Genomic DNA, 20,664 nt, shown 5'->3' with positions numbered 1-20,664 from the left:
TTGGCCCGCGCCCGAAGGTTTTATTTCTGGCAGGGGTTACCGGATCAGGCCGGCGAGCCTCGGCAGCGTCAGGCTGATCTCGGGAATGCAGATGATCAGAAGCAGGCCCGCAAATAGCGCGAGCATGTAAGGCAAATAGGTGCGGAAATGATCGCCCACGTTCAGTCTGGCAAAGCGTAGCGCCATCAGGAGGCCGACGCCCATCGGCGGCAGGAAAAGGCCGATCCCGACAGCCGCAGTTTGAACGATATTGAAGTGGATGGGGTCGATGCCCATCGATTCCGAGATCGGAAACACCACGGGAATCAGCACGACGGCGGCGGGAAGGCCCTCCAGCACCATGCCGAACAGGCAGCTCACGATCGCGGTGACCGTGAGAAACAGCCACGGATGTCCCCTCAGCGGCGATAATAGCTCGCCGAGAAGCTGCGGTACTCCGCTGACGCCCATCAGATATTGATAGACGGAAGCGACCGCGAGCAGGAACACCACCGCCGCGGTGAGGATGGCGCTGTCATAGGCGATGCTGCCCATCTCGCGCCAGGACACGTTGCGGTAATAGAGTTTGGCGGCGAGAAAGGCGTAGCCGGCGACCACCGCGCCGGCCTCGGTCGCGGTGATGATGCCGAGGATGAAGCCCGCGAGAATAACGAACGGGACAACCATCGGCACCGCGGCATGCAATGCGGCTTCGCCGATGCGTTTCAAGCTCGGCCTGGTGTCGACCGGCCAGTTTTTCTGCCGCGCGCGAACGTAAACCACCGCCATCAGGCAGAGCATGATGACCATGGCCGGAATGAATCCGGCGACGAACAGCGCAACCGCCGAGGTGTTGGTGACTTGCGCGATGACGATCATGAAGATCGCGGGCGGCACCAGCATGCCCATCGCGGTGCCCGCCGCGATCAGAGAGGCGGAATCGCGGCGGTCGTAGCCGGCCTTGCTCAAGGGCGGCATCAGCGCCGAACCCAGCGCTGAAACTTCCGCCATTTTCGATCCGCAGATGTCGGAGAAGAAATAGGCGACCACGATCACCGACATGCCAAGCCCGCCCTTGACCCAGCCGATCAGCGCGCGGGCGAGCTCAACCAGTGCATGGCTCATGCCGCAGCGTTCCATCAAATTGCCGGCGAAGACGAAGGCAGGGATGGCGAGCAGCACCCAGCTCTGCGAGCCCGACACCAGCGCGGAGGAAAGTTGCTGCATCGGATAACCGCCGATCCACAGGCCGGCGATACCGGCAACCGCGAGCGCAAAGACGATCGGCATCGAGAGCAGGATCAGTACAAGAAAGATGGCGGCGACTTCAGCAAGCAGCATGCGCGCGTCCTAATGCTGTGATTGCTGCTCGGGTTGCGGCGACCATATCGCCGCAACGCCATACACCGCGATCAAAAGGCCGCCGACCACGGCTGACGCGTAAAGCCAGGCGAGGCTGATGCCGAGGCCGGGCGTCGTCAGGGCGCGGTTGAGCAGGCATAGCTTCCAGCCATACCAGGCGACCAGAAGACCGACGCAAACAATCAGCGCGTGATTGAAACGGCGAATCCAGAGCTGCGTCGTTTCCGGCAGATGATGCACGAACACCGACAGCGCGAAATGCGAGCGCGACTGGATGCCGATCGCAGCCCCAATCAGCGTCAGCCAGGCGAGCGACAGTTCGCCGACTTCCTCGACCCAGGTAAATGGCACCGGATCGACGTCGAGCCAGTCGGTGATGGCGCCGACGAAATAGCGCAGGATGACGCCGAGCAGGAGGTTGATGATCGCAAGCACGATCAGCGCCGTGACCGCGAATTTCGGGGCGGTTTTGAGGATACGCAGCATGCGCTTCGACTGGTCCGACGCAGCTTTAAGCCTTGAAACCCTCGATCTCGTCCCACAGGGCGCCGTACTGCGCCTTGTAAGCCGGCCAGATTTTTTGCTGCGCTACCTTACGGAATTCGTCGGTTTTGGCTTCGACCACGGTCATTCCGACCGGTTCGAGCAGTGCCTTGGCCTCCGCGAAATGATCGACCGACTCGGTCTGCTGGCGAATCTTTTCCTGCGCGGCGCGCGACAGTTCGAGGACGAGCTTCTGCTGATCAGCCGTCAGACCGTTCCAGATATCGAGATTCATCACGGCATTGGTCGGGCCGTAGTTATGATAGGTGAGGGAGGCGTACTTCGAGACCTCGTAGATTTTCAGGGCCTTCATGTTGACGATCGGCAAATCGCCGCCGTCGATCACGCCCTGTTTTGCCGCGGTGACGACCTCGCCATAGGCCATCGGCACGGCATTGCCGCCAAGGCCATTGATGGTATCGCCGAAGATCTTCGATTGCTGCACGCGGATCTTCATGCCGCGCAGGTCTTTCGGCTCGACGATCGGCTTCTTCGACGTCCAGAAATGCCGGAAACCGTAATCGAAATAGCAGAGCACCTTGAGCTTGTAATTGTCCTCGATCTGCTTGCTCAGCTTGTCGCCGATAGCGCCGTTGAACATGCCGTAGGCGCTCGCGTAGTCCTTCACGAGATAAGGCACCAGGAACGCGCCCATCTCGGGAAACAGCGTCGCCGCGGCGCCTGCCGGGCTGCCCATCGCGATGCTGCCGGACTTGACCGCGTTCATGATCTCGAGCTCTTGCGGGATCAGCGTCTTGCCGAAGAACTGCATTTCGAGCGCGCCATTCGAGCGGGCGGTGAGTTCTTTTGCCATCCAGTCGAACGCGACCGCAGCCGATTCCGGCACGGCGTTGATATGCGCAAACACCAGCTTTTTCGGCTGGGCCTGAGCGAAGACCGGCGCACGGCCGGTGGCGAGGATGCCTGCCAGACCTCCGCCGGCACGTAGAAGCGTGCGGCGATTGACGATGAGGCGGCTCTCGGACGTGGCGGGCATCGGTTTCCTCCGGCTGTTTTTATCTGTCTTTTCTTGGCGTTATGGCCCAGCCGACCGCTGGCCTGCCGAGCGGCGCTAAGCTGACAGAAGTGGGCATCCGTTGAAAGAGCGATATTCGTCGCAACCTTAAAGCCCGCGAGGAATATCGACCATGCGCCGACCGTCCTAGGGCGCGGCCTTGTGGTGCCGTCTTGGCGTTGAGGTGCCGGGCCTCCCACGGCAGGATGATCTTTCTGAAGATCACCGGATCGGGCCACGTTGTGCCGTTACGGCCCATATGCCCGCCGGCCGGGTTGATCCAGGCCTCGCGCGGTGTGCTGCCGCTGTTGATGAGCAATTCGAGGTCGTCGATCGGCACCTGGGTATCGCGCGTGCCGCCGACGACCAGAATGGGCGCCGTCGGCTTGCCGAGCAGGCCCTGCGCTTGCAGCGACATTTTTGGCAGGAAGGCAATCAGCTCGTCGGGTGATTTCATGCCGTAGACGAACAGGCTCGCCGGAACGTAATCGAACAAGTATTCGCGCGTGTACATCCGGCTGCGAAAAAATTCCGGCTGGAACGTGCGATGGATCGGCGGCGACTGCGCCACCGCGCCAGAAAGACGCGGGGCTTCGGTGTGTGCCAGCTTTGCGGCCCAGTAGGCGCCAAAGCTCTGGCCGTGGACGAGGATGCGGTCCTTGTCGATCTCCGGCCTGGTCGCGAGATAATCCAGAACGCGCGAATAGATCTGGTCAGCGTTCTCGTCCGCCTTGTGTGGCGCCTGCCCGGTGCCGGGACTATCGACGGCGAAGAAGCCGATCCCCTCAGGGATCGCCGCCGCATAGGTCTCGGTGACGGTTTCCTTGCGGCTGTCGAGGCCGGATATCGCCAGCACCAGCGGCGCCGGGCGAGGGGTATTGGCGGGCAGCCGCAAGTAGCCGACGATCTCCTTGCCCTCATAAGGGATGCGCACGACTTCGAGCGGCGGATCGAAATAACGGGCGTGCTGCAAATAGGCGTCGACCGCCTTCTGATAGGCGGCCTGCTTGCCGGGTGACGTCGGCGACGGCCACTGGCCGAAGTAATAAAGCCGCCAGGCGCGCACAAAGTTGGCGTCGGCCACCTTGGGATCGGAGGCTGCTTTTGCCTTGGCCATGTAGCTGTCGGCAACCGCACTCCAGCCGGCCGCCCATTCATCGGGATCGCGGGTCTTGATGCGGGAGAGCGCGTCGCTGGCGTCAGCGGGCTGGATGCCGAGCGCGGGATAGGCGCCGGTCTGGGCGCGGGCGAGCGTCTCGCTCTTGATTTCGTCGATGGTGCGGTCGGAGGTTTGTGCGGAGGCGGCTTGGCCGACGAGCCCGATGAGGGCGGCGGCGAAAGGTGCGAACAGGATGCGCATGTTTTTATTATTCCTCCCGGTAGCACCGCGATTATGGGCGGGCGAGGGAGGGCGCACAAGGGAGGGTTAGCTGACCGGGGGTCAGCCTTCGCCGATCAATTCCTTGATCCGTTTCTGCAGCAGGCGCTTTTTCTTCTCGCTCTTGCGCAGGCGTTCGGCGAGGTCGGAGCCGGGTAGTTCGTAGGAGTGCTCCTGGTTGAACGCGACGCCGACAAAATTGTCGCGCAACCAGATGACCCGGGCCATGAACGAGCGTCCCTTGCGCGCAATGGTCAGCCGCAGCGAATCCTTGGGCAGACGTATGTCGTTGCTGAATTCGAGATGGGCGCCGTCTTTCGAAATATCGCGCACCACGCAATCCCTCGACGCGCCACTTTCGGCGATTTCGGCGGTGCCGCCGTAAATCACTTTGTCGCGTGGGGTCTGGCGTCGTTCCGGCATCGAAAAGCTCCTAAAAAACAGGCAGACTTTTACGCGGCTTTGCCGGTAGCGGAAGGCCATCGTGGCCAAAAAGCCGCGTTAACGTAAATCGATTTTAGGAGGATCGGCCGGAATACCGAGAATCTTACGGTTAAGCGGCCGTGTCGCGGAGGGTCCGTGCGATTTCCTTCTGGGCGTCGAATTCGCGCCGGCGCCGGGCGAGTTCCTCGGCGCTTAACGCTGCGACGTTATTGTAGTCGCGCTTCCAGGAGGCATCCGCGCTCCACCGCAGCGGCGATTGCACCGTCGTTTGCCCTGACGGTGCGGTCTCGAGGACGCGCAGCGCCAGCTCGAGCGTGAACGCCTGCGACGCCACGTCATGCGGCTTGCCGGCGGAGTTGCCGAGCGGGAAATCCGAGAACAGGAAGCGGGGCACTGCGGCGTGCTCGACGATATCCTTGGCGCAGCCCATGACGACGGTCGGGATGCCGTTGGCCTCGAGATGCCGGGCAACGAGGCTGATGGTCTGGTGGCAGACCGGGCAGTTCGGTACCAGTACCGCGGCGTCGATGCCATCGGCCTGGCAGCGGGCGAGAATTTGGGGCGCATCGGTCTCGATCGTCACGCGATGGCTGCGGTTGGTCGGCGCGCCGAAAAAGCGCGGGGCAACTTCCCCGATCCGCTTTTCTTTCGCGAGCCGCTTTAGTTGCGGCAGCGGGAACCAGGTGCCGCTGTCCTCAGCCGAGGTGTGCACGCGGTCGTAGGCGATGTGGGAAATTCGCAAATCGTGCGTCTTGGAAGTGTCGCCGTCATAGACGGTATAGAATTTGGCGCCGCCGTTGTATTTCGCGCCGGGTCCCTGATCGCCCTTGGCGGGATCGAATGGCGCTGCAGTCGTGATGATGGTGACGCGCGATTGCGCCAGCGGCTTGCGCAGGGGTTGGAACGGCGCATCGACGTAATGCGCCCAGCGATAGGGCGTGGTGTAGCCGATCGCGGCGTAATATTCGCGCGTGCGCGCCATATAGGGGATCGGTGCGTCGTCGTCGGGCGCAAAGCCAGTCCGGTCGTCAGAAGGTGCCGCCATATCGGAAAAGCCTCACCAGCGAGCTATCATTGGAGCGATAGCTAAACTGCGGGAGGAAGGTGTCAAGCACGTTGCAGCAGGGGCAGAACTGCAATGCAAACCGCGCTACGCGTCAGTGCGCCAGCTTGCTTTGCCGCCACTCGCGCGGCGAGGCGCCGTAGTGCTCGCGGAAGACCCGCCCAAAATGCGAGAGGTCGTTGAAGCCCCAGGCAAAGGCGATTTCGCCGACCTGGCGGTGCGCCAGCATCGGCGAGGCGAGGTCGCGTGCGCACTGCGAGAGCCGCTGCTTCAGCACATGGCGCTGGAATGACGTATCGTCATCGGAGAGCAGATCGTTGACATAGCGAGCCGAGATGCCGAGCGCTGCGGCGGTCTCGGCCAGCGAGAGGTCGGGATCGGAAAGATGCGCGCGGATATGGGCCTTGAGCCGGTACTGTAGCGCCGCGCGGTGAGTCGAGGCCGCAGGCTGCGCCGGGAGCCGCTCGGCGAGCGCCATGGCAACCAGATCCACCGCCTGATCGGACAAGCGCGTCGCCTGGTCGGGCGCGATGCGGTCGGCGCTCTGGCAGAGCTGATAGACAAAATCGTGCGCGAGCTTTGCGAGGGGACGATCGCAGCCGAAGCTGATCGCGGTCAACGCTTCGGTGCCGGCGATGCAGCGGCTCAGCATATCCCGCGGCACCTGCAGGATCGTCTGCGTGAACGCATCATTGAAGCGCAGCTCATAGGGACGGGTGGTGTCGTAGATCGCAAATTCGCCGGGATGGATCACCGTCTCGCGGCCGTCCTGCATCACACCGCCGATCCCGTGCTTGCCGAGCGCGATCAGGACATATTCCTCATGCGCGCGGTTGATGCGCGAGGGCGTGCGCTGGACGCGCTGCTGATGCGAGGAGACCTCGGTGCAGGCGGCGCGGCCGAGCGGGGTGCGCATGACCGCGCCATGAAAGTCACTGCCGAGCGACGAGGTGCAGTCGAGCCCGACATACACATCGCAAACGATGTCCTGCCAGAGAGCAAGCCGCCGATACCCTGGCGCGGTATCGGTGGTGAAATGGATCGGCATCGCGCCTGTCTCCGTTCACGTCGGCTGAAGGCCAATATTCAAACGTCTCGTTGACCGCGCCCGCTGCCCCGGACTGCTCCTCGGCAGTCGAATTCTTGTTCCTTGGCGGACGAGCGCGTTGCCTGTGCCTGGCGCAAACAGATTGCAACGGATTGCCGGTTCCGATCAACGGGAAACCGCCCGTCGGAGGGCCGGCTGCTAGCGATGGAGACAGCGATGGGCATTTCGCATTCCAAATACAAGGTGGCCGTGGTGCAGGCGGCTCCGGCCTTTCTCGATCTCGATGGCTCAATCAAGAAGTGCATTGCTCTGATCGAGGAGGCGGCCGAGAAGGGCGCCAAGCTGATCGCGTTTCCGGAAGTCTTCATCCCTGGCTACCCCTGGTACATCTGGCTGGATTCGCCCGCCTGGGCCATCGGCCGCGGCTTCGTGCAGCGCTATTTTGACAATTCGCTCGCCTATGACAGCCCGCAGGCCGAGAAGCTGCGCGCCGCGGTCAAGAAGGCGAAACTCACGGCCGTGATCGGCCTGTCCGAGCGCGACGGCGGCAGCCTCTACATCGCGCAATGGCTGATCGGACCTGACGGTGAGACCATCGCCAAGCGACGCAAGCTGCGTCCGACGCATGCCGAGCGCACGGTCTATGGCGAGGGCGACGGCAGCGATCTTGCCGTGCACGAACGAGCGGATGTCGGCCGGCTCGGCGCCCTGTGCTGCTGGGAGCACCTGCAGCCCCTGTCGAAATACGCGATGTACGCGCAGAACGAGCAAGTCCACGTCGCCTCGTGGCCGAGCTTCTCGCTTTATGATCCCTTCGCTCCGGCGCTCGGCGCCGAGGTGAACAATGCCGCCTCGCGTGTCTATGCGGTGGAAGGCTCATGCTTCGTGCTGGCGCCCTGCGCCACCGTCTCGCAAGCCATGATCGACGAACTCTGCGATCGTCCGGACAAGCATGCCCTGCTGCATGCCGGTGGCGGATTTGCTGCGATCTACGGGCCCGACGGCAGTTCGCTCGCCGAGAAACTCGCACCGGATGCCGAGGGCCTTCTGATGGCCGAGATCGACCTTGGCGCCATCGGGGTTGCCAAGAATGCCGCCGATCCCGCCGGACATTATTCGCGGCCTGACGTCACGCGGCTGCTTCTCAACAAGAAGCCGTTCAAACGGGTCGAGCCGTTCGCGCTACCGCTCGATAGCGTCGCGCCGGAAGAGGTTGAGGTAGCGCCTGCGAGATCCAACGAGGCAGCTTGAGGAGCGACGCCATGGAATCCGCGATTCCCCCACATCTGAAGACCGACCGCTCACGCCATCGCCGCGTACCCGACGATTACAGCCCGCCATATCCGTCGTTTGTGGCGCGCCACAAGCCGACTGTCACCCGGGTCGTGATGGCTTATTTCGGCCTGCAATACCGCGGCGAGCCGCCCGCGGCCGTGGCAAGCGCGCTCGGCGAGATCGCCCGGCGTTTCACGGGCGCGAACGGCCCCTCGCATTGGGACCGCGCGCAGTATGTCGACCAGGCCGGCTTCTCGAACGTCGTCTCGGTCGCCTACTGGGACGATGTCGCGAAGTTCGATGCCTGGTTTGGGCCCGCGCGCGAAGCTTGGACGGGCGATGGCGCCACAGGAATTGGCCGTTATATCGAAGTGCTGCGGCCGAGCGTCGCGCGCTACGAAACGCTGTTCTCCTCGCTCGGACGCGCCGAAGGCGTTGCGGTCATTGCTGATGGCATGAGCGGCGCGGTGCAGGAGCACGCTTACTGGGGTGGCATGCGTGATCGCATCGCGCTATCGCAGACCGACGAGATGGCGCCCGGCGGCAAGCCTGCGCTTGTTCGCGATGGCGGGCGGCTGCGCGTCAATGCGCATGCCAATCTGTGCCTGATCCGCTCCGGCCAGGACTGGAGCGATACGGACGCCGCCGAGCGCAAACTCTATCTCGAAGAGGTCGAACCGGTGCTGCGCGAAGGCATGGAGTTCCTCCGCGATGAGGGCCTTGGCATTGGCTGCTACGCCAACCGCTATATGCGCGTGCTTGGTGCCGACGGGACGCCGACGGAAAAATCCTACGGGCAGAGCTGGTGGAAAAGCCTCGCCGCGCTCGAACGCTGGGCGGAATCCCATCCGACCCATGTGAAGATTTTTGGCGCGGCGATGAAATATCTCTCGACGCTGGGGCCGGCGGCGAAGCTCAGGCTTTATCACGAGGTGACGGTAGCTGCCGCGGACGAGCAGTTCTTTGAATACCGCGACTGCCATCCCGCGACCGGCATGCTTGCGGGCGTCGAGGCGGTAGCGGCGGTGTAGTCGCCCTCGCAGCGTCATCGTCGGTTTCGCAAGGTGTGGTAGGCTCGCCGTCGGCTCAAACCGGCGCCTGGGAACCAGCATGGCCTTGCGAACTTGTGTCGGGATGCGTGTCGCGTCCTACCTTGTTGCGCTCTTGCTGCCGCTCTCAGGCGCGGCAGCAATGCTTCTCTGGAGCGCAGGCGATACGCTCGCGCAGGAGACCAAGCCCGCGAACGACGACCGTTACGGCATCGCGGTTCCCAGCGTCGAAGAACTCGCGATCCCACCCGAAAAGCCGACCGATCCCAATACGCGGGAGGCCATGTGCCTGATGATCGAGGCGGCGGCGAGGGCCAACAACCTGCCGCTCGAGTTCTTTGCCCGCGTCATCTGGCAGGAAAGCCGCTTCCAGGCTGGCGCCATCGGGCCGATGACGCGCCGTGGCGAGCGCGCACAAGGCATCGCGCAGTTCATGCCGGGGACGGCCAGCGAGCGCCGTTTGCTCGATCCCTTCGATCCCGTTCAGGCGTTGCCGAAGTCCGCCGAGTTCCTGAGCGAGCTGCGCAGTCAATTTGGCAATCTTGGGCTTGCGGCGGCCGCCTATAATGCCGGGCCGCGGCGGGTGCAGGAATGGCTCGCAGGCTCAGGATCAATGCCGCAGGAGACCCGGCACTACGTTGCGGTCATTACCGGCGCTACGGTCGAGGAATGGCAGGCGGCCGGCCGCGGCGGCCAGGTATCAGACCGCGCGGCCACCCACACCACCTGCCAGGAGCTGATGGTGCTGCTCAAACGTGCGCCGAACTATTTCGTCAGCCGGCTCGAAGAGAGCGTGCAGCTTGGCGCCGCAAAGCCGTGGGGCGTTCAGCTTGCCGGGGGATTTGACCGCAACCTTGCAATGGCGATGTATTCGCGCGCGATGGCGAAGTTGCGCGGCGTGATCGGCGAGCAGTCGCCGAGCTTGCTCAGTTCGCAGAACCGCAACCGCGGCATGCGGCCGTTCTATCAGGTGCGCATTGGCGCCGAAACGCGGCCCGAGGCCGACGATTTGTGCAATCGCATTCGCCGCGCCGGCGGGGCCTGCTTTGTGCTGAGGAATTTTGGGGCGAGGGGATGAGCGGTGCATGACAGCCTTGAGCATCCGCGTGGTTGACGAGCATCTCTTTCACGTTACTCCGTTCCCGCATGTTTCCGCCGCTCGACTCCCCGCAATGGAATATGCCGCTTCGCGCCTTCGCGTGGGGGATGGCGTCGGTCCGATCGACGATTCTCTCGGCTGTGCTGTTCGTCACCTATATCGGCATCGGCGCGCTGGCCCATGATACGTACTTCTCGCTGGTCTGGGCCTTGCTTGCGACGCTGCTGGTCTGGGCGGGGCCTTCGCAGATCATCCTGATCTCGACGCTGTCCTCAGGCGTCTCCATCGTGCAATCGGCGATCGCGGTGACCGTGAGTGCGATCCGGCTGTTTCCGATGGTGGTCGCCGTCCTGCCGATGATGCGCACGCCGAAGACCAGGCGGCGCGACCTCGTGCTGGTCGCACATTTCACCGCCGTCACGTTATGGGTCGAGTGCTACCGCTTCCTGCCGCATGTGCCGCGCGATCGCCGCATCGCTTTCGTCCACGGCCTCGGTAGCGGGCTCGCTTTGATCGGCCTGGTTGCGACCGTGATCGGCTATGAGCTCGCCGCGAACCTCACCCAGACATTCGCGTCGGCGATCCTGTTGTTGACGCCACTCTCATTCCTGTTTTCGACCGCGCGCAACTCGAAAGAGCTGGCGGACGTGCTGGCGCTGGGGCTGGGGCTTGCTTTCTATCCGCTCGCATCGCTGCTCGACAGCGGCCTCGATATCCTGATCAGCGGCGTTGCCGCCGGCACCATCGCCTTTCTCGTCCACAAATGGCGGGAGGGGCCATGAGCGATCTGTTGCGCAATTTCGTTGGCGATTGGCATGCGCTCGTGGTGTTGCTGTTGGCAGGCGTGATCCCGAACCAGATCTGGCGCATGCTCGGGCTATGGCTCGGCGGCGGGCTCGACGAGGGTTCCGACCTCCTGATGTTGGTCAAGGCAGTGGCAACAGCGATCCTCGCCGGCGTGATCGCGGAGATCCTGGTGCATCCGCCGGGCGCGCTGGCGAGCGTTCCCGACGCCCTGCGTTATGGCGCGCTGATTGTCGGTTTCGTCGCCTTTTCGCTGACGAAGCGCTCGATCTTCGCAGGCGTTGTCTCCGGCGAAGTTGTGATGCTCGTGGGCAAATGGTGGCTTGGCTGATCGCTCCGTTGCTGGTTTGATCAAGCAAAACAGCTCCAGCGGAGAAACAGCATGGGAGGCTATCTCAAGCAAGCCTTGTTCGGCTGCCTTGCGGGCTTAGCCTTTCTTCTCGCCGCGACGCATGGCGATGCCGCCGAATTTCCAACACGTCCCATCCGCCTTGTGGTTCCCTATGCAGCGGGTGGCCCGACCGACGTCGTCGGGCGGATGGTTGCGGATTATCTCGCAAGAGACCTCAAGCAGGCGACGTTTGTCGAGAACAAGGGCGGTGCGCAAGGCGCGATCGGCGCCGAAGCGGTCGCTCGGGGTGATGCCGATGGGTACACGCTGCTCGTCGTATCCGGCTCAATGTTCACGCTCAATCCGATGCTCTACAAGAAACTGGCCTACGATCCCGACCGCGATTTCCTCACGTTGGCGATTGTCACCGAAGATCCGCTGTTGATGGAGGTCCACCCCTCAGTGCCGGCGAAATCGGTTGCCGAGTTCGTGGCTTATGCCAAGCAGAATCCGGGAAAGCTCTCGTTCAGTTCGGCCGGAACGGGCGGCGTCATCCATCTCGCCGGCGAGATGTTCAAGCAGATGGCCGGCATCGAGATGACCCATGTGCCCTACAAGGGGGCTGGACCCGCCATGGTCGATCTGATCGCCGGCAATGTGCAGGTGATGTTCGATTCCTTCGGCACGGCCTTGCCCGCGGTCAAGGCCGGATCCTTGCGGGCATTAGCGGTCAGTTCGGCCGAGCGGCGCGCCGAACTGCCCGACGTCCCGACCATTGTCGAAAGCGGCTATCCGGATTATCTCGTCAGCGTCTGGTTCTCGATTGCGGTGCCTGCGAAGGTGCCGGAGAATGTCGCGGCCATTCTGAAAGCGAGCCTCGACCGGGCGCTCAACGACGAGTCCTTCCGTGCATCGCTTGGCAAAATCGGCTATTCGGTGAAGCGGCCGCAGAGCGCGGCCGAGATCACCAAATTCATCGAGGACGACCGCGCGCGGTGGTCTGAAGTGGTCAAGGCCCGCAATATTTCATTGGACTGAAACGATGACTGTGGAAACGCAACTACGGGAAGGTGAAGTCGCGGTCGACATGCCGGCGGCGAACGATGCCGGTATTGTCTTCATCGGCCGCATCCGCACGCCCTGGAAATCGCGCGAGGAGACGCCGCGGCAAGGCAACCATGACGGCCCGGTCTGCCGGCTCGAAATCTTCGAGCCTTGGGTGCCGGCAATTCAGGGCGTCGACTTCTACCAGCACCTGGAAGTGATCTACTGGCTGCATCAGTCGCGGCGAAATATCGTGCTGCAAAGCCCGAAAAATGACAGATCGACGCGCGGCACCTTTTCGCTGCGCTCGCCGGTGCGGCCGAATCCGATCGGCACCTCGATCGTCAAGTTCGTCGCCATCGAGGGCTCAAGCGTGCTGGTGCGCGGGCTCGATTGCCTCGACGAGACGCCGCTGATCGATTTGAAGCCGGACCGCTGCGAATTCTCGCCGCTTGCAGCGCAGAGCGCGGGCGGGGCGCGGTAAGCGCGTTATTTCAACGCCGCCACCAGCTTCGCGGCATTGGCCTCCAGCACCTTGGGGTCTTCCTTGCGGCTTGCGGGCGGTAACAGCGCCACACCCATGTGCCGCGGCATCACATGCACATGCAGGTGAAACACCACCTGGCCGCCGGCGGCTTCCGAGAATTGCTGCACCGTGATGCCTTGCGCGCCGAACGCCGTCATTGAGGCCTTGGCGATCTTTTGTGCGACACGCGTCACATGCGCCAGATCATCCGGGCTGATGTCGAGAATATTGCGAGCGGGCGCCTTCGGGATGACAAGCGTATGACCGGGGCAACGCGGCATGATGTCGAGAAACGCCAGCGTATGCTCGTCCTCGAAAACCTTGTAGCAGGGGAATTCGCCGCGCAGGATTTTGGCAAAGGGATTTTGCGGGTCATAAGCGGGCATGAAAAGCTCCTGATCTATTCGTCTCCGACAATCCCGTTGTCTTTCCGGAACGGTCCGGTCTCGGCAAGCTCGCGGCCCATCTCGGCAACATAGGCACGTTCGCGCTTGAGATAATCGTTGATCGCGTAGCGCAGGCCCGGGTCGGCGATATAGTGCGCCGAATAGGTGGTCTGCGGCAGGTATCCACGAGCGATCTTGTGCTCGCCCTGCGCGCCGGCTTCAACCGTTCTCAGGCCGTGGGTGATCGCATAGTCGATGGCCTGATAGTAGCACACCTCGAAATGCAGGAACGGGTGATGCTCGATCGCGCCCCAATTGCGGCCGAACAGCGTATCGGAGCCGATGAAATTGATGGCGCCCGCAATCCAGCGGTTGTTGCGCTTCGCCATGATCAGCAGCACATCCTTCGCCATGCTATCGCCGATCAGCGAGAAGAATGAACGGGTGAGGTAAGGTCGCCCCCATTTGCGCGAACCGGTCTCCATGTAGAATTCGAAGAATGCATCCCAGGCTTCCTCGGTAATGTTGCCGCCGTTCAACGCATGGATGGTGATGCCGTTTGCGACCGCTTCGCGCCGTTCGCGCTTGATCGCCTTGCGATGGCGCGAATTCAGCGTCGCCAGAAAATCGTCGAAGGTCTGGTAGCCCTGGTTTTGCCAATGGAATTGCTGGTCGGTGCGTTGCAGGAAGCCGTGCTGGCCAAGAAATTTCCACTCGGCCTCGCGCGCGAATGTCACGTGCACGGAAGAGGCTTCGGTTGCCTGGCATAGTCCGACAAGGCCTCGCGCCAGCGCAGTGCGGATCTCCTCCTGATCCTCGTCGCTGCGGATCAGGAGGCGAGGGCCGCTCGCCGGAGTGAACGGAACCGAAGCTTGTAGCTTCGGATAATAGCTTCCGCCCGCGCGTTCATAGGCATCGGCCCAGCCGCGGTCGAACACGTATTCACCGCGCGAATGCGATTTCAGATAACAGGGCACGATGCCTGAGATCTGGCCCTCGCGCCGGGCGATCAGATGACGCGGCCCCCAGCCGGTGCGGGCGGTTGCCGACCCTGACGCCTCGGCGGCTGAAAAAAACGTATGTGAAACAAAGGGATTGTAGGGGCTTTTGAAACCGTCAGGCAGGCCGACCGGGCAAACGACTGGATTCGCGCAGGCATTCCATTCGTCGGCCGGGATCTGGCTGACGGAGGAAACCGCTTCGAGGGTGATTTCGGATGAATCCATGGAGGGTCGGCGCTGGTCCCAAGATATTGATCAGCCATCGCCCGTGGCGACCACCCCTAAGATCGTGCAATGCAATGCGGACTTCAAGGTCCCGAGATCAGGGGCGGAACCCTTCAAAGATCATTTGATCGGCATATCGGCCGGCACGCGCTCGTTGCTCGGCGGTGCGGACCGTCCAGGTCAGGAGCGGCAGGCCGAACAGATGCCGCGCGATCCAGGGCGCGGGCGCCGGCAGATCGTTGACCCAATAGGCGACGAATTGAGGCCGGGTTCGCAACGCGTGCTTGAGATGCCGCATGCCTGTACGCTGGGCCGGCGTCGCTTCGGGCCAATCGGCCTCAGTGTAGTCGCGCTGCGCAACGATGCCTCGCGGCCGGTCCGGTATCATTTCGCGAAGCGCGACCACCTGGTCCGGATCGAACGACATTCCGGCAACCGGTCCGGCGTAGGACTTGAGCACTTCTGCCATCCGTTTCACGAGCCTGCGATCGCCGTCGAAGCGACTTTTGACCTCAACAATGATCGGAACGCGTCCGCGCACCAGGATGCAGAGGTCGGCGAGCGACATCATCTTTTCGCCCGTGTCCTTGAAACGAATTTCCTTCAAGGCCATCCAGCTCAGGCCGAGCAGGGCGCCCGCGCCCTCGGTGAGGCGGCCAAGTTCATCGTCATGATGCACCATGGCTTCGCCGTCGGCAGTGAGTTGGATGTCGCATTCGATGGCGAAATTCGCTTCGATGGCGGCGAGTGCCGCGCTCGGCATGTTTTCGACGATGCCGCTCGAGCGATCGTGCAGACCGCGATGGGCCACCGGCCGCGCGGTCAACCAGTCCGGCGCTCGCATCTTCGCCTCTCGTTTTTCGGCCCCTGTTATGAGACCTCGAACACCCCTTCGACCTCGACCGCAGCATCCGCTGGCAGCGCGGAGACGCCGACCGTGGTGCGGGCGTGGCGGCCCTTGTCGCCGAAGGCCGCGACCATCAGGTCGGAGGCGCCATTGAGCACCTTCGGCCCGTCGAGGAAGTCAGGCGCTGAGTTGACGAAGCCGCCGAGACGCACCACGCGCGTGACTTTGTCGAGATCGCCGAGCGCGGCCTTCACCTGGGCCAGAAGGTTGATCGCGCAGCCACGCGCGGCGGCGGCGCCTTGCTCGGCGCTCACGCCAGCGCCCAGCTTGCCCTTGGCGATAAGTTTGCCGTCGGCACCGAGACACACCTGGCCAGAAACAAACAGCAAATTTCCACTGCGCACCGTAGGTACGTAATTGGCGACCGGGTTCGGCGGTTGGTGCAGGGTGATGCCTTGTTCTGCCAGATTTTTTTCGACCGTACCCGCCATGGTTCATCCCTCGATTGTTGCCGGATGAACTGTTTCGCGCATTGGACGAGCGGTTGCAAGCGAGGCGCGATGTCCAAAAACATAACCATAACCGCCGATGAACTGTGGTTTTTCGCCTTTTGGCCGCAGTTGCGGCGCAATGAGTCGGTGAATATTCTTGTGAAACCATCCAAGGGATGAACTATGGCCCGAGCTTTCCGGATTTTGTCCCGCAACGCCCAATCGCTGCCGCTCGCCCTCGCGGTATCGGCCATGGCGGTGGCGACGGCCGGAAAAGCCGAGGCCGCCGCCAGCGGCGCATTTCTGTCACATCAGGCGCTTTACGATCTTTCGCTGCTGAAATCGCGAGGATCCAACTCGATCAACAGCGCCAGGGGCCGCATCCTCTACAGCTTCAGCGGAAGCGCCTGCGAGGGTTACACCTCCGAATTCCGCCAGGTGTCGGAGATGGACAACGGCGAGGACAAGGTCACGCTATCGGACCTGCGCTCGACGTCGTGGGAAGACGCGTCCGGCAAGACCTACCGCTTCAAGATCGATTCGCGGATGAACGACATCGAGACGGGTCCGGTGGACGGGATCGCGGAGCGGGTCGGCGACCATATCACCGTCAAGCTGAAGCAGCCGCAGGCCAAGACCTTCAATCTCGATGGTTCGACCGTGTTCCCGACCGAGCAGATCCAGCACATCATCGCCGCCGCCAAGGAAGGCAAAAGCATCCTCGAGCAGACCGTCTATGACGGTTCGGACAACGGCGAGAAGGTCTTCAACACCATGGCTGTGATCGGGCAGCCGATCCGCGGCGATCAGAGCATCGCATCGCCCGATCCCTCGACCGAAAACGACCTGATGAAGTCAACGACCCGCTGGCCGGTGACCGTCAGTTACTTTGACCACGATGCCAAGCCCAATGAAGGCGAGCAGACGCCGGTTTATGCCATGTCGTTCGAGCTGTTCGAAAACGGTGTGTCGCGGGCGCTGGTGCTCGACTACAACGACTTCGTCATTTCCGGAGCGCTCGGAAAGTTCAACGTCAAGGACGCCAAGCCCTGCAAGTGATTGGCGAAAGCCAATCATTCCGGAGCGCGCATTAGCGCGAGTCCGGAATCTCGAGATTCCGGGTCTGGTCCTTCGGACCATCCCGGAATGACGGTGTTGGATCGGCTCGGCTTAATCTTCCTCTTCCTCCGTCGTCTCCGGCCCGTCATAGGCAATGCCTCGGATCACGGCGGCATTGCCGAATTTCTTGCGCAAGTCGTCGATGGCGCGCTCGGCGTCGGCCGAACGCCGGTCCAGCATGTCGGTGTCATGGGCTTGTGAGCCGGGGCGAAGTGCGCTGACGCCCGCGCCCATCAGGCGAAACGCGGTGCCGTCGATTTCCTTCACCAGCATTTCCCGCGACACCGAAAAAATCTTTGCAGCAAGCTGCGTCGGCGCCGAGATGGATTGCGATCGGGTCCGCTGCTTGAAATCGGCGGTCTTCAACTTCAGCGTGATCGTCGATCCCGCAAGCCCGCTGCTCTTAAGGCGGCTGGAGACTTTCTCCGACAACCGCCACAACAGCCTTTCGAGCGTCGCGAAGTCGCGAATATCAGTCTCGAAGGTGGTTTCGCTCGAAATCGTCTTGGCGCCGCGATCGGCCACCACACGCCGGTCGTCGAGACCGCGCGCCAAGCGCCACAGCCGCTGTCCCTCACCGCCGAACTGCTTCATCAGTTCGGCTTCGTCTGCGCGCTGCAGGTCCGCGATGAGGCGAAAGCCGCGCTGGATCAGGCGCTCCTGCGTCGCCGGCCCGACCCCGAAGATGAAGTTGACCGGTTTCTCTGCCAGCATGATCCGCGCTTCCTCCTGGTCAATCGTCGCAAAGCCCCTGGGCTTGTCGAGATCGGACGCGATCTTGGCGAGAAACTTGTTGCAGGAGAGCCCGACCGAAACGGTGACGCCGATCTCGCGTTCGATTGACTGCGCAAAGCGCGCCAGCACTTTCGCCGGGATCATGCCGTGCACGCGCCGGGTTCCCGAGAGGTCGAGAAATGCCTCGTCGATGGAGAGCGGCTCGACCAAAGGGGTGAGCGCCTGCATCGCGCGGCGCACCTCGCGGCCGACGCGCACATACTTGGCCATGTCCGGCCGGATCACGATTGCGGAAGGGCAGAGCGCCAGCGCCTTGAACATCGGCATTGCCGAACGCACGCCATAGGTACGCGAGATGTAGCAGGCGGCCGAGACCACGCCGCGTTTGCCGCCGCCGATGATCACGGGCTTGTCGGCAAGCTCCGGATTGTCGCGTTTCTCGACGGTGGCATAGAAGGCGTCGCAATCGATGTGCGCGAGATTGAGCGAGGCAAGCGCGCGATGACGCACCAGCCGCGGCGAGCCGCAGGCGCGGCATCGCTTCGCGGCGAATTCCAGATCATGGAGACAATCCCTGCAAAAGCAGGCCGGTCCATCTGCAACGCTCGGAGCGCTGGATGTCACGGCACATCGCGCTCCCATGCAGGGTCATTTAACGCCTGATGGGCCGCGGCAATGTTGGTTGGATGAAGCTGCGATGCTTCCGCAAATGCCTTCACCGTCGCATCGTCGCGCATCACAAAATCGAGCACATGCGCCAGGAATCGGGGATCGGCGGCGGCAGTGCGCAGCGTCTCCGGGCCGATCCCGGATTCGGCCAGAAACGCGCCCAGCCGTTCGGGATCGCCTGCGACAAAGGAAAGCGCCTGAATCGCAACGATTTCAGCGACTTCTCGGGGGTTCCGCTTCGATTTTCTCAAGATTCCGATTTGCCTTTCGCTAACTAATGGTCTCTAGTTTCCAAACGATCATGCCCGAGTCTGCGGAAACTGTTCAAGCAATCGGCAACCACGTCGCGGAAGTGGGACCTCGGCTTAACGGGTTAGAGCGAATCTGGCGCTAGTTTGATTTCACTTTTTGAAGGGCTGAGCGGCACCGGGGGTTTTGCCCTCTGTGTTTGCATTGGCGGGAGTGGAGGGGCGGGATGGCAAAGACCGTCCTGATCGTGGAGGACAACGAGCTCAATATGAAGCTCTTTCGCGATCTGCTTGAGGCGCATGGCTATCAGACTTCCGGCACCAGCAATGGTTTCGAGGCGCTCGATCTCGTGCGCCAGCTTCGTCCCGATCTGATCCTAATGGATATCCAGCTTCCCCAGGTCTCAGGTCTTGAAGTGACGCGGTGGATCAAGGACGATCCGGAACTGCGTTCCATTCCAGTCGTCGCGGTCACCGCGTTTGCGATGAAAGGCGACGAGGAGCGTATCCGCGAAGGCGGGTGCGAGGCATATTTGTCCAAGCCGATCTCGGTCGGCAAGTTTATCGAGACCGTCCGACGGTTTATCGGATAGAGGGTTTGCAAGATGTCCGCGCGTGTTCTTGTGGTCGACGACGTTCCCGCCAACGTCAAATTGTTGGAAGCGCGGCTGTCGGCAGAATATTTCGATGTGCTGACCGCGTCGAACGGCGCCGAAGCGCTGGCGATCTGCGCGCGCGCCGAATGCGACATCATCCTGCTCGACGTCATGATGCCGGACATCGACGGCTTTGAGGTCTGCCGCCAGCTCAAGTCGAACCCGGCCACCCATTTCATTCCGGTCGTCATGGTGACGGCGCTCGACAGCCCTGCCGACCGTGTGCGCGGGCTCGAGGCCGGCGCCGACGATTTTCTGACCAAGCCCGTCTCCGATATCGTCCTGATCGCGCGCGTGCGTTCGCTGACGCGGCTCAAGATGATGACCGACGAACTTAGGATGCGCGCAATCACGTCGCTGGAAATCGGCGTGCAGGCGCCGGAGCGCAGCGCGGTTGTCGATACCGGGAAGGGCGGTCGCGTGCTGCTGGTCGACGACCGGCCGTCGTCCTACGAGCGGCTGGTGCCTGTCCTGACGTCTGAACACACCGTCGATCTCGAAACCAACCCGGCCGAAGCGTTGTTTCATGCCGCTGACGGCGACTACGATCTTTTGATCGTCTCGCTTGGCCTCGACAATTTTGACGGCTTGCGGCTGTGCAGCCAGGCGCGCTCGCTGGAGCGGACGCGTCATGTGCCGATCCTCGCGATCGCGGATGCCGATCAAAATACGCGGTTGATGCGCGGGCTCGAGATCGGCGTCAACGACTACCTGCTGCGCCCGGTCGACAAGAACGAACTGCTGGCGCGCGCGCGCACCCAGATCCGCAAGCGCCGCTATACCGATCATCTGCGCGACAATGTGCAGAACTCCATCGAGGCCGCGATTACCGACGCTTTGACCGGGCTGCATAATCGCCGCTACATGGAAAGCCATCTGGCGACGCTCGCCGAGCAGGCGTCAAGCCGCGGCAAGCCGCTCGCGGTGATGATGCTCGACATCGACTTCTTCAAATCGATCAACGACAATTACGGCCACGATGCCGGCGACGACGTGCTACGCGAATTCGCGGTGCGCGTGCGCAAATCGATCCGCGGCATCGATCTTGCCTGCCGCTATGGCGGCGAGGAATTCGTCATCGTGATGCCGGAAACCGACATGCATGTCGCGGGCATGGTGGCCGAGCGCCTGCGGCGCTCGATCGCCGGCGAGCCTTTCGCCGTCAACAAGGGGGAAAAGCGCATCGAGGTCACGATCTCGATCGGGCTCGCGACATTGGAGCGGAAGGGTGAGGCGGTCGCCGACGTGCTCAAGCGAGCCGACAATGCGCTCTATCGCGCCAAGCATGATGGCCGCAACCGCGTCGTGGCCGACGCGGCGTAATCCT

General features: G+C 62.6%; 23 protein-coding genes. 10 read left to right on the top strand and 13 right to left on the bottom strand.

Features of this window, described 5'->3' with window-relative positions; translation table 11 throughout:
• Positions 1–36: 36 nt before the first annotated feature.
• The 7 genes from VFB05_RS10960 to VFB05_RS10930 form a co-directional block, all read right to left on the bottom strand.
• The gene (locus tag VFB05_RS10960) at positions 37–1,320 is read right to left on the bottom strand and encodes a TRAP transporter large permease (RefSeq protein ID WP_325012074.1); all 1,284 of its coding nucleotides are present in this window, start codon (positions 1,318–1,320) and stop codon (positions 37–39) included.
• Positions 1,321–1,329: 9 nt separating this feature from the next.
• Positions 1,330–1,827: a TRAP transporter small permease gene (locus VFB05_RS10955; protein ID WP_325012072.1), complete on the bottom strand. Its 498-nt coding sequence runs from the start codon at positions 1,825–1,827 to the stop codon at positions 1,330–1,332.
• A gap of 25 nt (positions 1,828–1,852) precedes the next feature.
• A complete protein-coding gene (locus VFB05_RS10950; RefSeq protein WP_325012070.1) occupies positions 1,853–2,881 on the bottom strand; it encodes a TRAP transporter substrate-binding protein in 1,029 nt (342 codons plus the stop codon).
• Between the two features lie 19 nt (positions 2,882–2,900).
• The gene (locus tag VFB05_RS10945; protein WP_325012068.1) at positions 2,901–4,259 is read right to left on the bottom strand and encodes an alpha/beta hydrolase; all 1,359 of its coding nucleotides are present in this window, start codon (positions 4,257–4,259) and stop codon (positions 2,901–2,903) included.
• Positions 4,260–4,340: 81 nt separating this feature from the next.
• On the bottom strand, positions 4,341–4,700 hold the full coding sequence (locus tag VFB05_RS10940; protein ID WP_325012066.1) for a PilZ domain-containing protein: 360 nt from the start codon (positions 4,698–4,700) through the stop codon (positions 4,341–4,343).
• A 130-nt stretch (positions 4,701–4,830) separates the two neighbouring features.
• On the bottom strand, positions 4,831–5,766 hold the full coding sequence (locus VFB05_RS10935; RefSeq protein WP_325012064.1) for a glycine reductase: 936 nt from the start codon (positions 5,764–5,766) through the stop codon (positions 4,831–4,833).
• Positions 5,767–5,878: 112 nt separating this feature from the next.
• Positions 5,879–6,832, bottom strand: a complete 954-nt coding sequence (locus VFB05_RS10930) for a helix-turn-helix domain-containing protein (protein ID WP_325012062.1) — start codon at positions 6,830–6,832, stop codon at positions 5,879–5,881.
• Between the two features lie 216 nt (positions 6,833–7,048).
• Between VFB05_RS10930 and VFB05_RS10925 the strand changes: the two genes are divergently transcribed.
• From VFB05_RS10925 to tsaA, 7 genes are all read left to right on the top strand, one after another.
• Positions 7,049–8,083, top strand: a complete 1,035-nt coding sequence (locus tag VFB05_RS10925) for a carbon-nitrogen hydrolase family protein (RefSeq protein ID WP_325012060.1) — start codon at positions 7,049–7,051, stop codon at positions 8,081–8,083.
• Between the two features lie 11 nt (positions 8,084–8,094).
• Positions 8,095–9,138 carry a phenylacetaldoxime dehydratase family protein gene (locus tag VFB05_RS10920; protein ID WP_325012058.1) on the top strand — a complete coding sequence of 348 codons (1,044 nt, stop codon included), beginning with the start codon at positions 8,095–8,097 and terminating at the stop codon, positions 9,136–9,138.
• Between the two features lie 103 nt (positions 9,139–9,241).
• Positions 9,242–10,234, top strand: coding sequence for a lytic transglycosylase domain-containing protein (locus VFB05_RS10915; RefSeq protein WP_414643181.1), 993 nt, complete (start codon positions 9,242–9,244; stop codon positions 10,232–10,234).
• A gap of 68 nt (positions 10,235–10,302) precedes the next feature.
• Positions 10,303–11,037: an AzlC family ABC transporter permease gene (locus VFB05_RS10910; RefSeq protein ID WP_325012218.1), complete on the top strand. Its 735-nt coding sequence runs from the start codon at positions 10,303–10,305 to the stop codon at positions 11,035–11,037.
• Positions 11,038–11,045: 8 nt separating this feature from the next.
• Positions 11,046–11,390, top strand: a complete 345-nt coding sequence (locus tag VFB05_RS10905; RefSeq protein WP_325012216.1) for an AzlD domain-containing protein — start codon at positions 11,046–11,048, stop codon at positions 11,388–11,390.
• 51 nt (positions 11,391–11,441) lie between these two features.
• On the top strand, positions 11,442–12,428 hold the full coding sequence (locus tag VFB05_RS10900) for a tripartite tricarboxylate transporter substrate binding protein (protein WP_325012054.1): 987 nt from the start codon (positions 11,442–11,444) through the stop codon (positions 12,426–12,428).
• A 4-nt stretch (positions 12,429–12,432) separates the two neighbouring features.
• Positions 12,433–12,918, top strand: a complete 486-nt coding sequence (gene tsaA / locus VFB05_RS10895; RefSeq protein WP_325012052.1) for a tRNA (N6-threonylcarbamoyladenosine(37)-N6)-methyltransferase TrmO — start codon at positions 12,433–12,435, stop codon at positions 12,916–12,918.
• Positions 12,919–12,923: 5 nt separating this feature from the next.
• Here the strand turns inward: tsaA and VFB05_RS10890 are convergent, their stop codons facing one another.
• The 4 genes from VFB05_RS10890 to VFB05_RS10875 form a co-directional block, all read right to left on the bottom strand.
• Entirely contained in the window at positions 12,924–13,346 is a 423-nt protein-coding gene (locus VFB05_RS10890) for an HIT family protein (RefSeq protein WP_325012050.1), read from the bottom strand.
• Between the two features lie 14 nt (positions 13,347–13,360).
• The gene (locus VFB05_RS10885; RefSeq protein ID WP_325012048.1) at positions 13,361–14,572 is read right to left on the bottom strand and encodes a GNAT family N-acetyltransferase; all 1,212 of its coding nucleotides are present in this window, start codon (positions 14,570–14,572) and stop codon (positions 13,361–13,363) included.
• Between the two features lie 97 nt (positions 14,573–14,669).
• Positions 14,670–15,416 carry a glycerophosphodiester phosphodiesterase gene (locus VFB05_RS10880; RefSeq protein WP_325012046.1) on the bottom strand — a complete coding sequence of 249 codons (747 nt, stop codon included), beginning with the start codon at positions 15,414–15,416 and terminating at the stop codon, positions 14,670–14,672.
• Between the two features lie 26 nt (positions 15,417–15,442).
• Positions 15,443–15,910 carry a RidA family protein gene (locus VFB05_RS10875; protein ID WP_325012044.1) on the bottom strand — a complete coding sequence of 156 codons (468 nt, stop codon included), beginning with the start codon at positions 15,908–15,910 and terminating at the stop codon, positions 15,443–15,445.
• A 183-nt stretch (positions 15,911–16,093) separates the two neighbouring features.
• On the opposite strand from VFB05_RS10875, the gene VFB05_RS10870 reads away from it, so the two are divergent.
• Complete coding sequence (locus tag VFB05_RS10870) at positions 16,094–16,969, top strand: cell envelope integrity EipB family protein (protein ID WP_414643179.1); 876 nt, start codon at positions 16,094–16,096, stop codon at positions 16,967–16,969.
• 111 nt (positions 16,970–17,080) lie between these two features.
• On the opposite strand, the gene VFB05_RS10865 is transcribed toward VFB05_RS10870, so the two are convergent.
• Both VFB05_RS10865 and VFB05_RS10860 read right to left on the bottom strand, forming a co-directional pair.
• Positions 17,081–18,406: a DNA polymerase IV gene (locus VFB05_RS10865; protein WP_325012042.1), complete on the bottom strand. Its 1,326-nt coding sequence runs from the start codon at positions 18,404–18,406 to the stop codon at positions 17,081–17,083.
• The gene (locus VFB05_RS10860; RefSeq protein WP_325012040.1) at positions 18,385–18,684 is read right to left on the bottom strand and encodes a DUF3572 domain-containing protein; all 300 of its coding nucleotides are present in this window, start codon (positions 18,682–18,684) and stop codon (positions 18,385–18,387) included. Before VFB05_RS10860 ends, VFB05_RS10865 begins: the two co-directional genes overlap by 22 nt.
• Before the next feature lie 224 nt (positions 18,685–18,908).
• Between VFB05_RS10860 and VFB05_RS10855 the strand changes: the two genes are divergently transcribed.
• Positions 18,909–19,274, top strand: coding sequence for a response regulator (locus VFB05_RS10855; protein ID WP_325012038.1), 366 nt, complete (start codon positions 18,909–18,911; stop codon positions 19,272–19,274).
• 12 nt (positions 19,275–19,286) lie between these two features.
• Positions 19,287–20,660: a PleD family two-component system response regulator gene (locus tag VFB05_RS10850; protein ID WP_325012035.1), complete on the top strand. Its 1,374-nt coding sequence runs from the start codon at positions 19,287–19,289 to the stop codon at positions 20,658–20,660.
• The last annotated feature ends 4 nt before the right edge of the window (positions 20,661–20,664 follow it).

It is taken from the genome of Bradyrhizobium sp. (assembly GCF_035652035.1).
GTDB lineage: Bacteria > Pseudomonadota > Alphaproteobacteria > Rhizobiales > Xanthobacteraceae > Bradyrhizobium.
Note: the sequence above shows the minus strand (reverse complement) of the source record. Positions and strands in the feature narration are given on the sequence as shown.

Coding starts and splice junctions, on each gene's coding strand:
- VFB05_RS10960 (WP_325012074.1), bottom strand. CDS start 1,320: ATGCTGCTTGCTGAAGTCGCCGCCATCTTTCTTGTACTGATCCTGCTC.
- VFB05_RS10955 (WP_325012072.1), bottom strand. CDS start 1,827: ATGCTGCGTATCCTCAAAACCGCCCCGAAATTCGCGGTCACGGCGCTG.
- VFB05_RS10950 (WP_325012070.1), bottom strand. CDS start 2,881: ATGCCCGCCACGTCCGAGAGCCGCCTCATCGTCAATCGCCGCACGCTT.
- VFB05_RS10945 (WP_325012068.1), bottom strand. CDS start 4,259: ATGCGCATCCTGTTCGCACCTTTCGCCGCCGCCCTCATCGGGCTCGTC.
- VFB05_RS10940 (WP_325012066.1), bottom strand. CDS start 4,700: ATGCCGGAACGACGCCAGACCCCACGCGACAAAGTGATTTACGGCGGC.
- VFB05_RS10935 (WP_325012064.1), bottom strand. CDS start 5,766: ATGGCGGCACCTTCTGACGACCGGACTGGCTTTGCGCCCGACGACGAC.
- VFB05_RS10930 (WP_325012062.1), bottom strand. CDS start 6,832: ATGCCGATCCATTTCACCACCGATACCGCGCCAGGGTATCGGCGGCTT.
- VFB05_RS10925 (WP_325012060.1), top strand. CDS start 7,049: ATGGGCATTTCGCATTCCAAATACAAGGTGGCCGTGGTGCAGGCGGCT.
- VFB05_RS10920 (WP_325012058.1), top strand. CDS start 8,095: ATGGAATCCGCGATTCCCCCACATCTGAAGACCGACCGCTCACGCCAT.
- VFB05_RS10915 (WP_414643181.1), top strand. CDS start 9,242: ATGCGTGTCGCGTCCTACCTTGTTGCGCTCTTGCTGCCGCTCTCAGGC.
- VFB05_RS10910 (WP_325012218.1), top strand. CDS start 10,303: ATGTTTCCGCCGCTCGACTCCCCGCAATGGAATATGCCGCTTCGCGCC.
- VFB05_RS10900 (WP_325012054.1), top strand. CDS start 11,442: ATGGGAGGCTATCTCAAGCAAGCCTTGTTCGGCTGCCTTGCGGGCTTA.
- tsaA (WP_325012052.1), top strand. CDS start 12,433: ATGACTGTGGAAACGCAACTACGGGAAGGTGAAGTCGCGGTCGACATG.
- VFB05_RS10890 (WP_325012050.1), bottom strand. CDS start 13,346: ATGCCCGCTTATGACCCGCAAAATCCCTTTGCCAAAATCCTGCGCGGC.
- VFB05_RS10885 (WP_325012048.1), bottom strand. CDS start 14,572: ATGGATTCATCCGAAATCACCCTCGAAGCGGTTTCCTCCGTCAGCCAG.
- VFB05_RS10880 (WP_325012046.1), bottom strand. CDS start 15,416: ATGCGAGCGCCGGACTGGTTGACCGCGCGGCCGGTGGCCCATCGCGGT.
- VFB05_RS10875 (WP_325012044.1), bottom strand. CDS start 15,910: ATGGCGGGTACGGTCGAAAAAAATCTGGCAGAACAAGGCATCACCCTG.
- VFB05_RS10870 (WP_414643179.1), top strand. CDS start 16,094: ATGGCCCGAGCTTTCCGGATTTTGTCCCGCAACGCCCAATCGCTGCCG.
- VFB05_RS10865 (WP_325012042.1), bottom strand. CDS start 18,406: ATGGGAGCGCGATGTGCCGTGACATCCAGCGCTCCGAGCGTTGCAGAT.
- VFB05_RS10855 (WP_325012038.1), top strand. CDS start 18,909: ATGGCAAAGACCGTCCTGATCGTGGAGGACAACGAGCTCAATATGAAG.
- VFB05_RS10850 (WP_325012035.1), top strand. CDS start 19,287: ATGTCCGCGCGTGTTCTTGTGGTCGACGACGTTCCCGCCAACGTCAAA.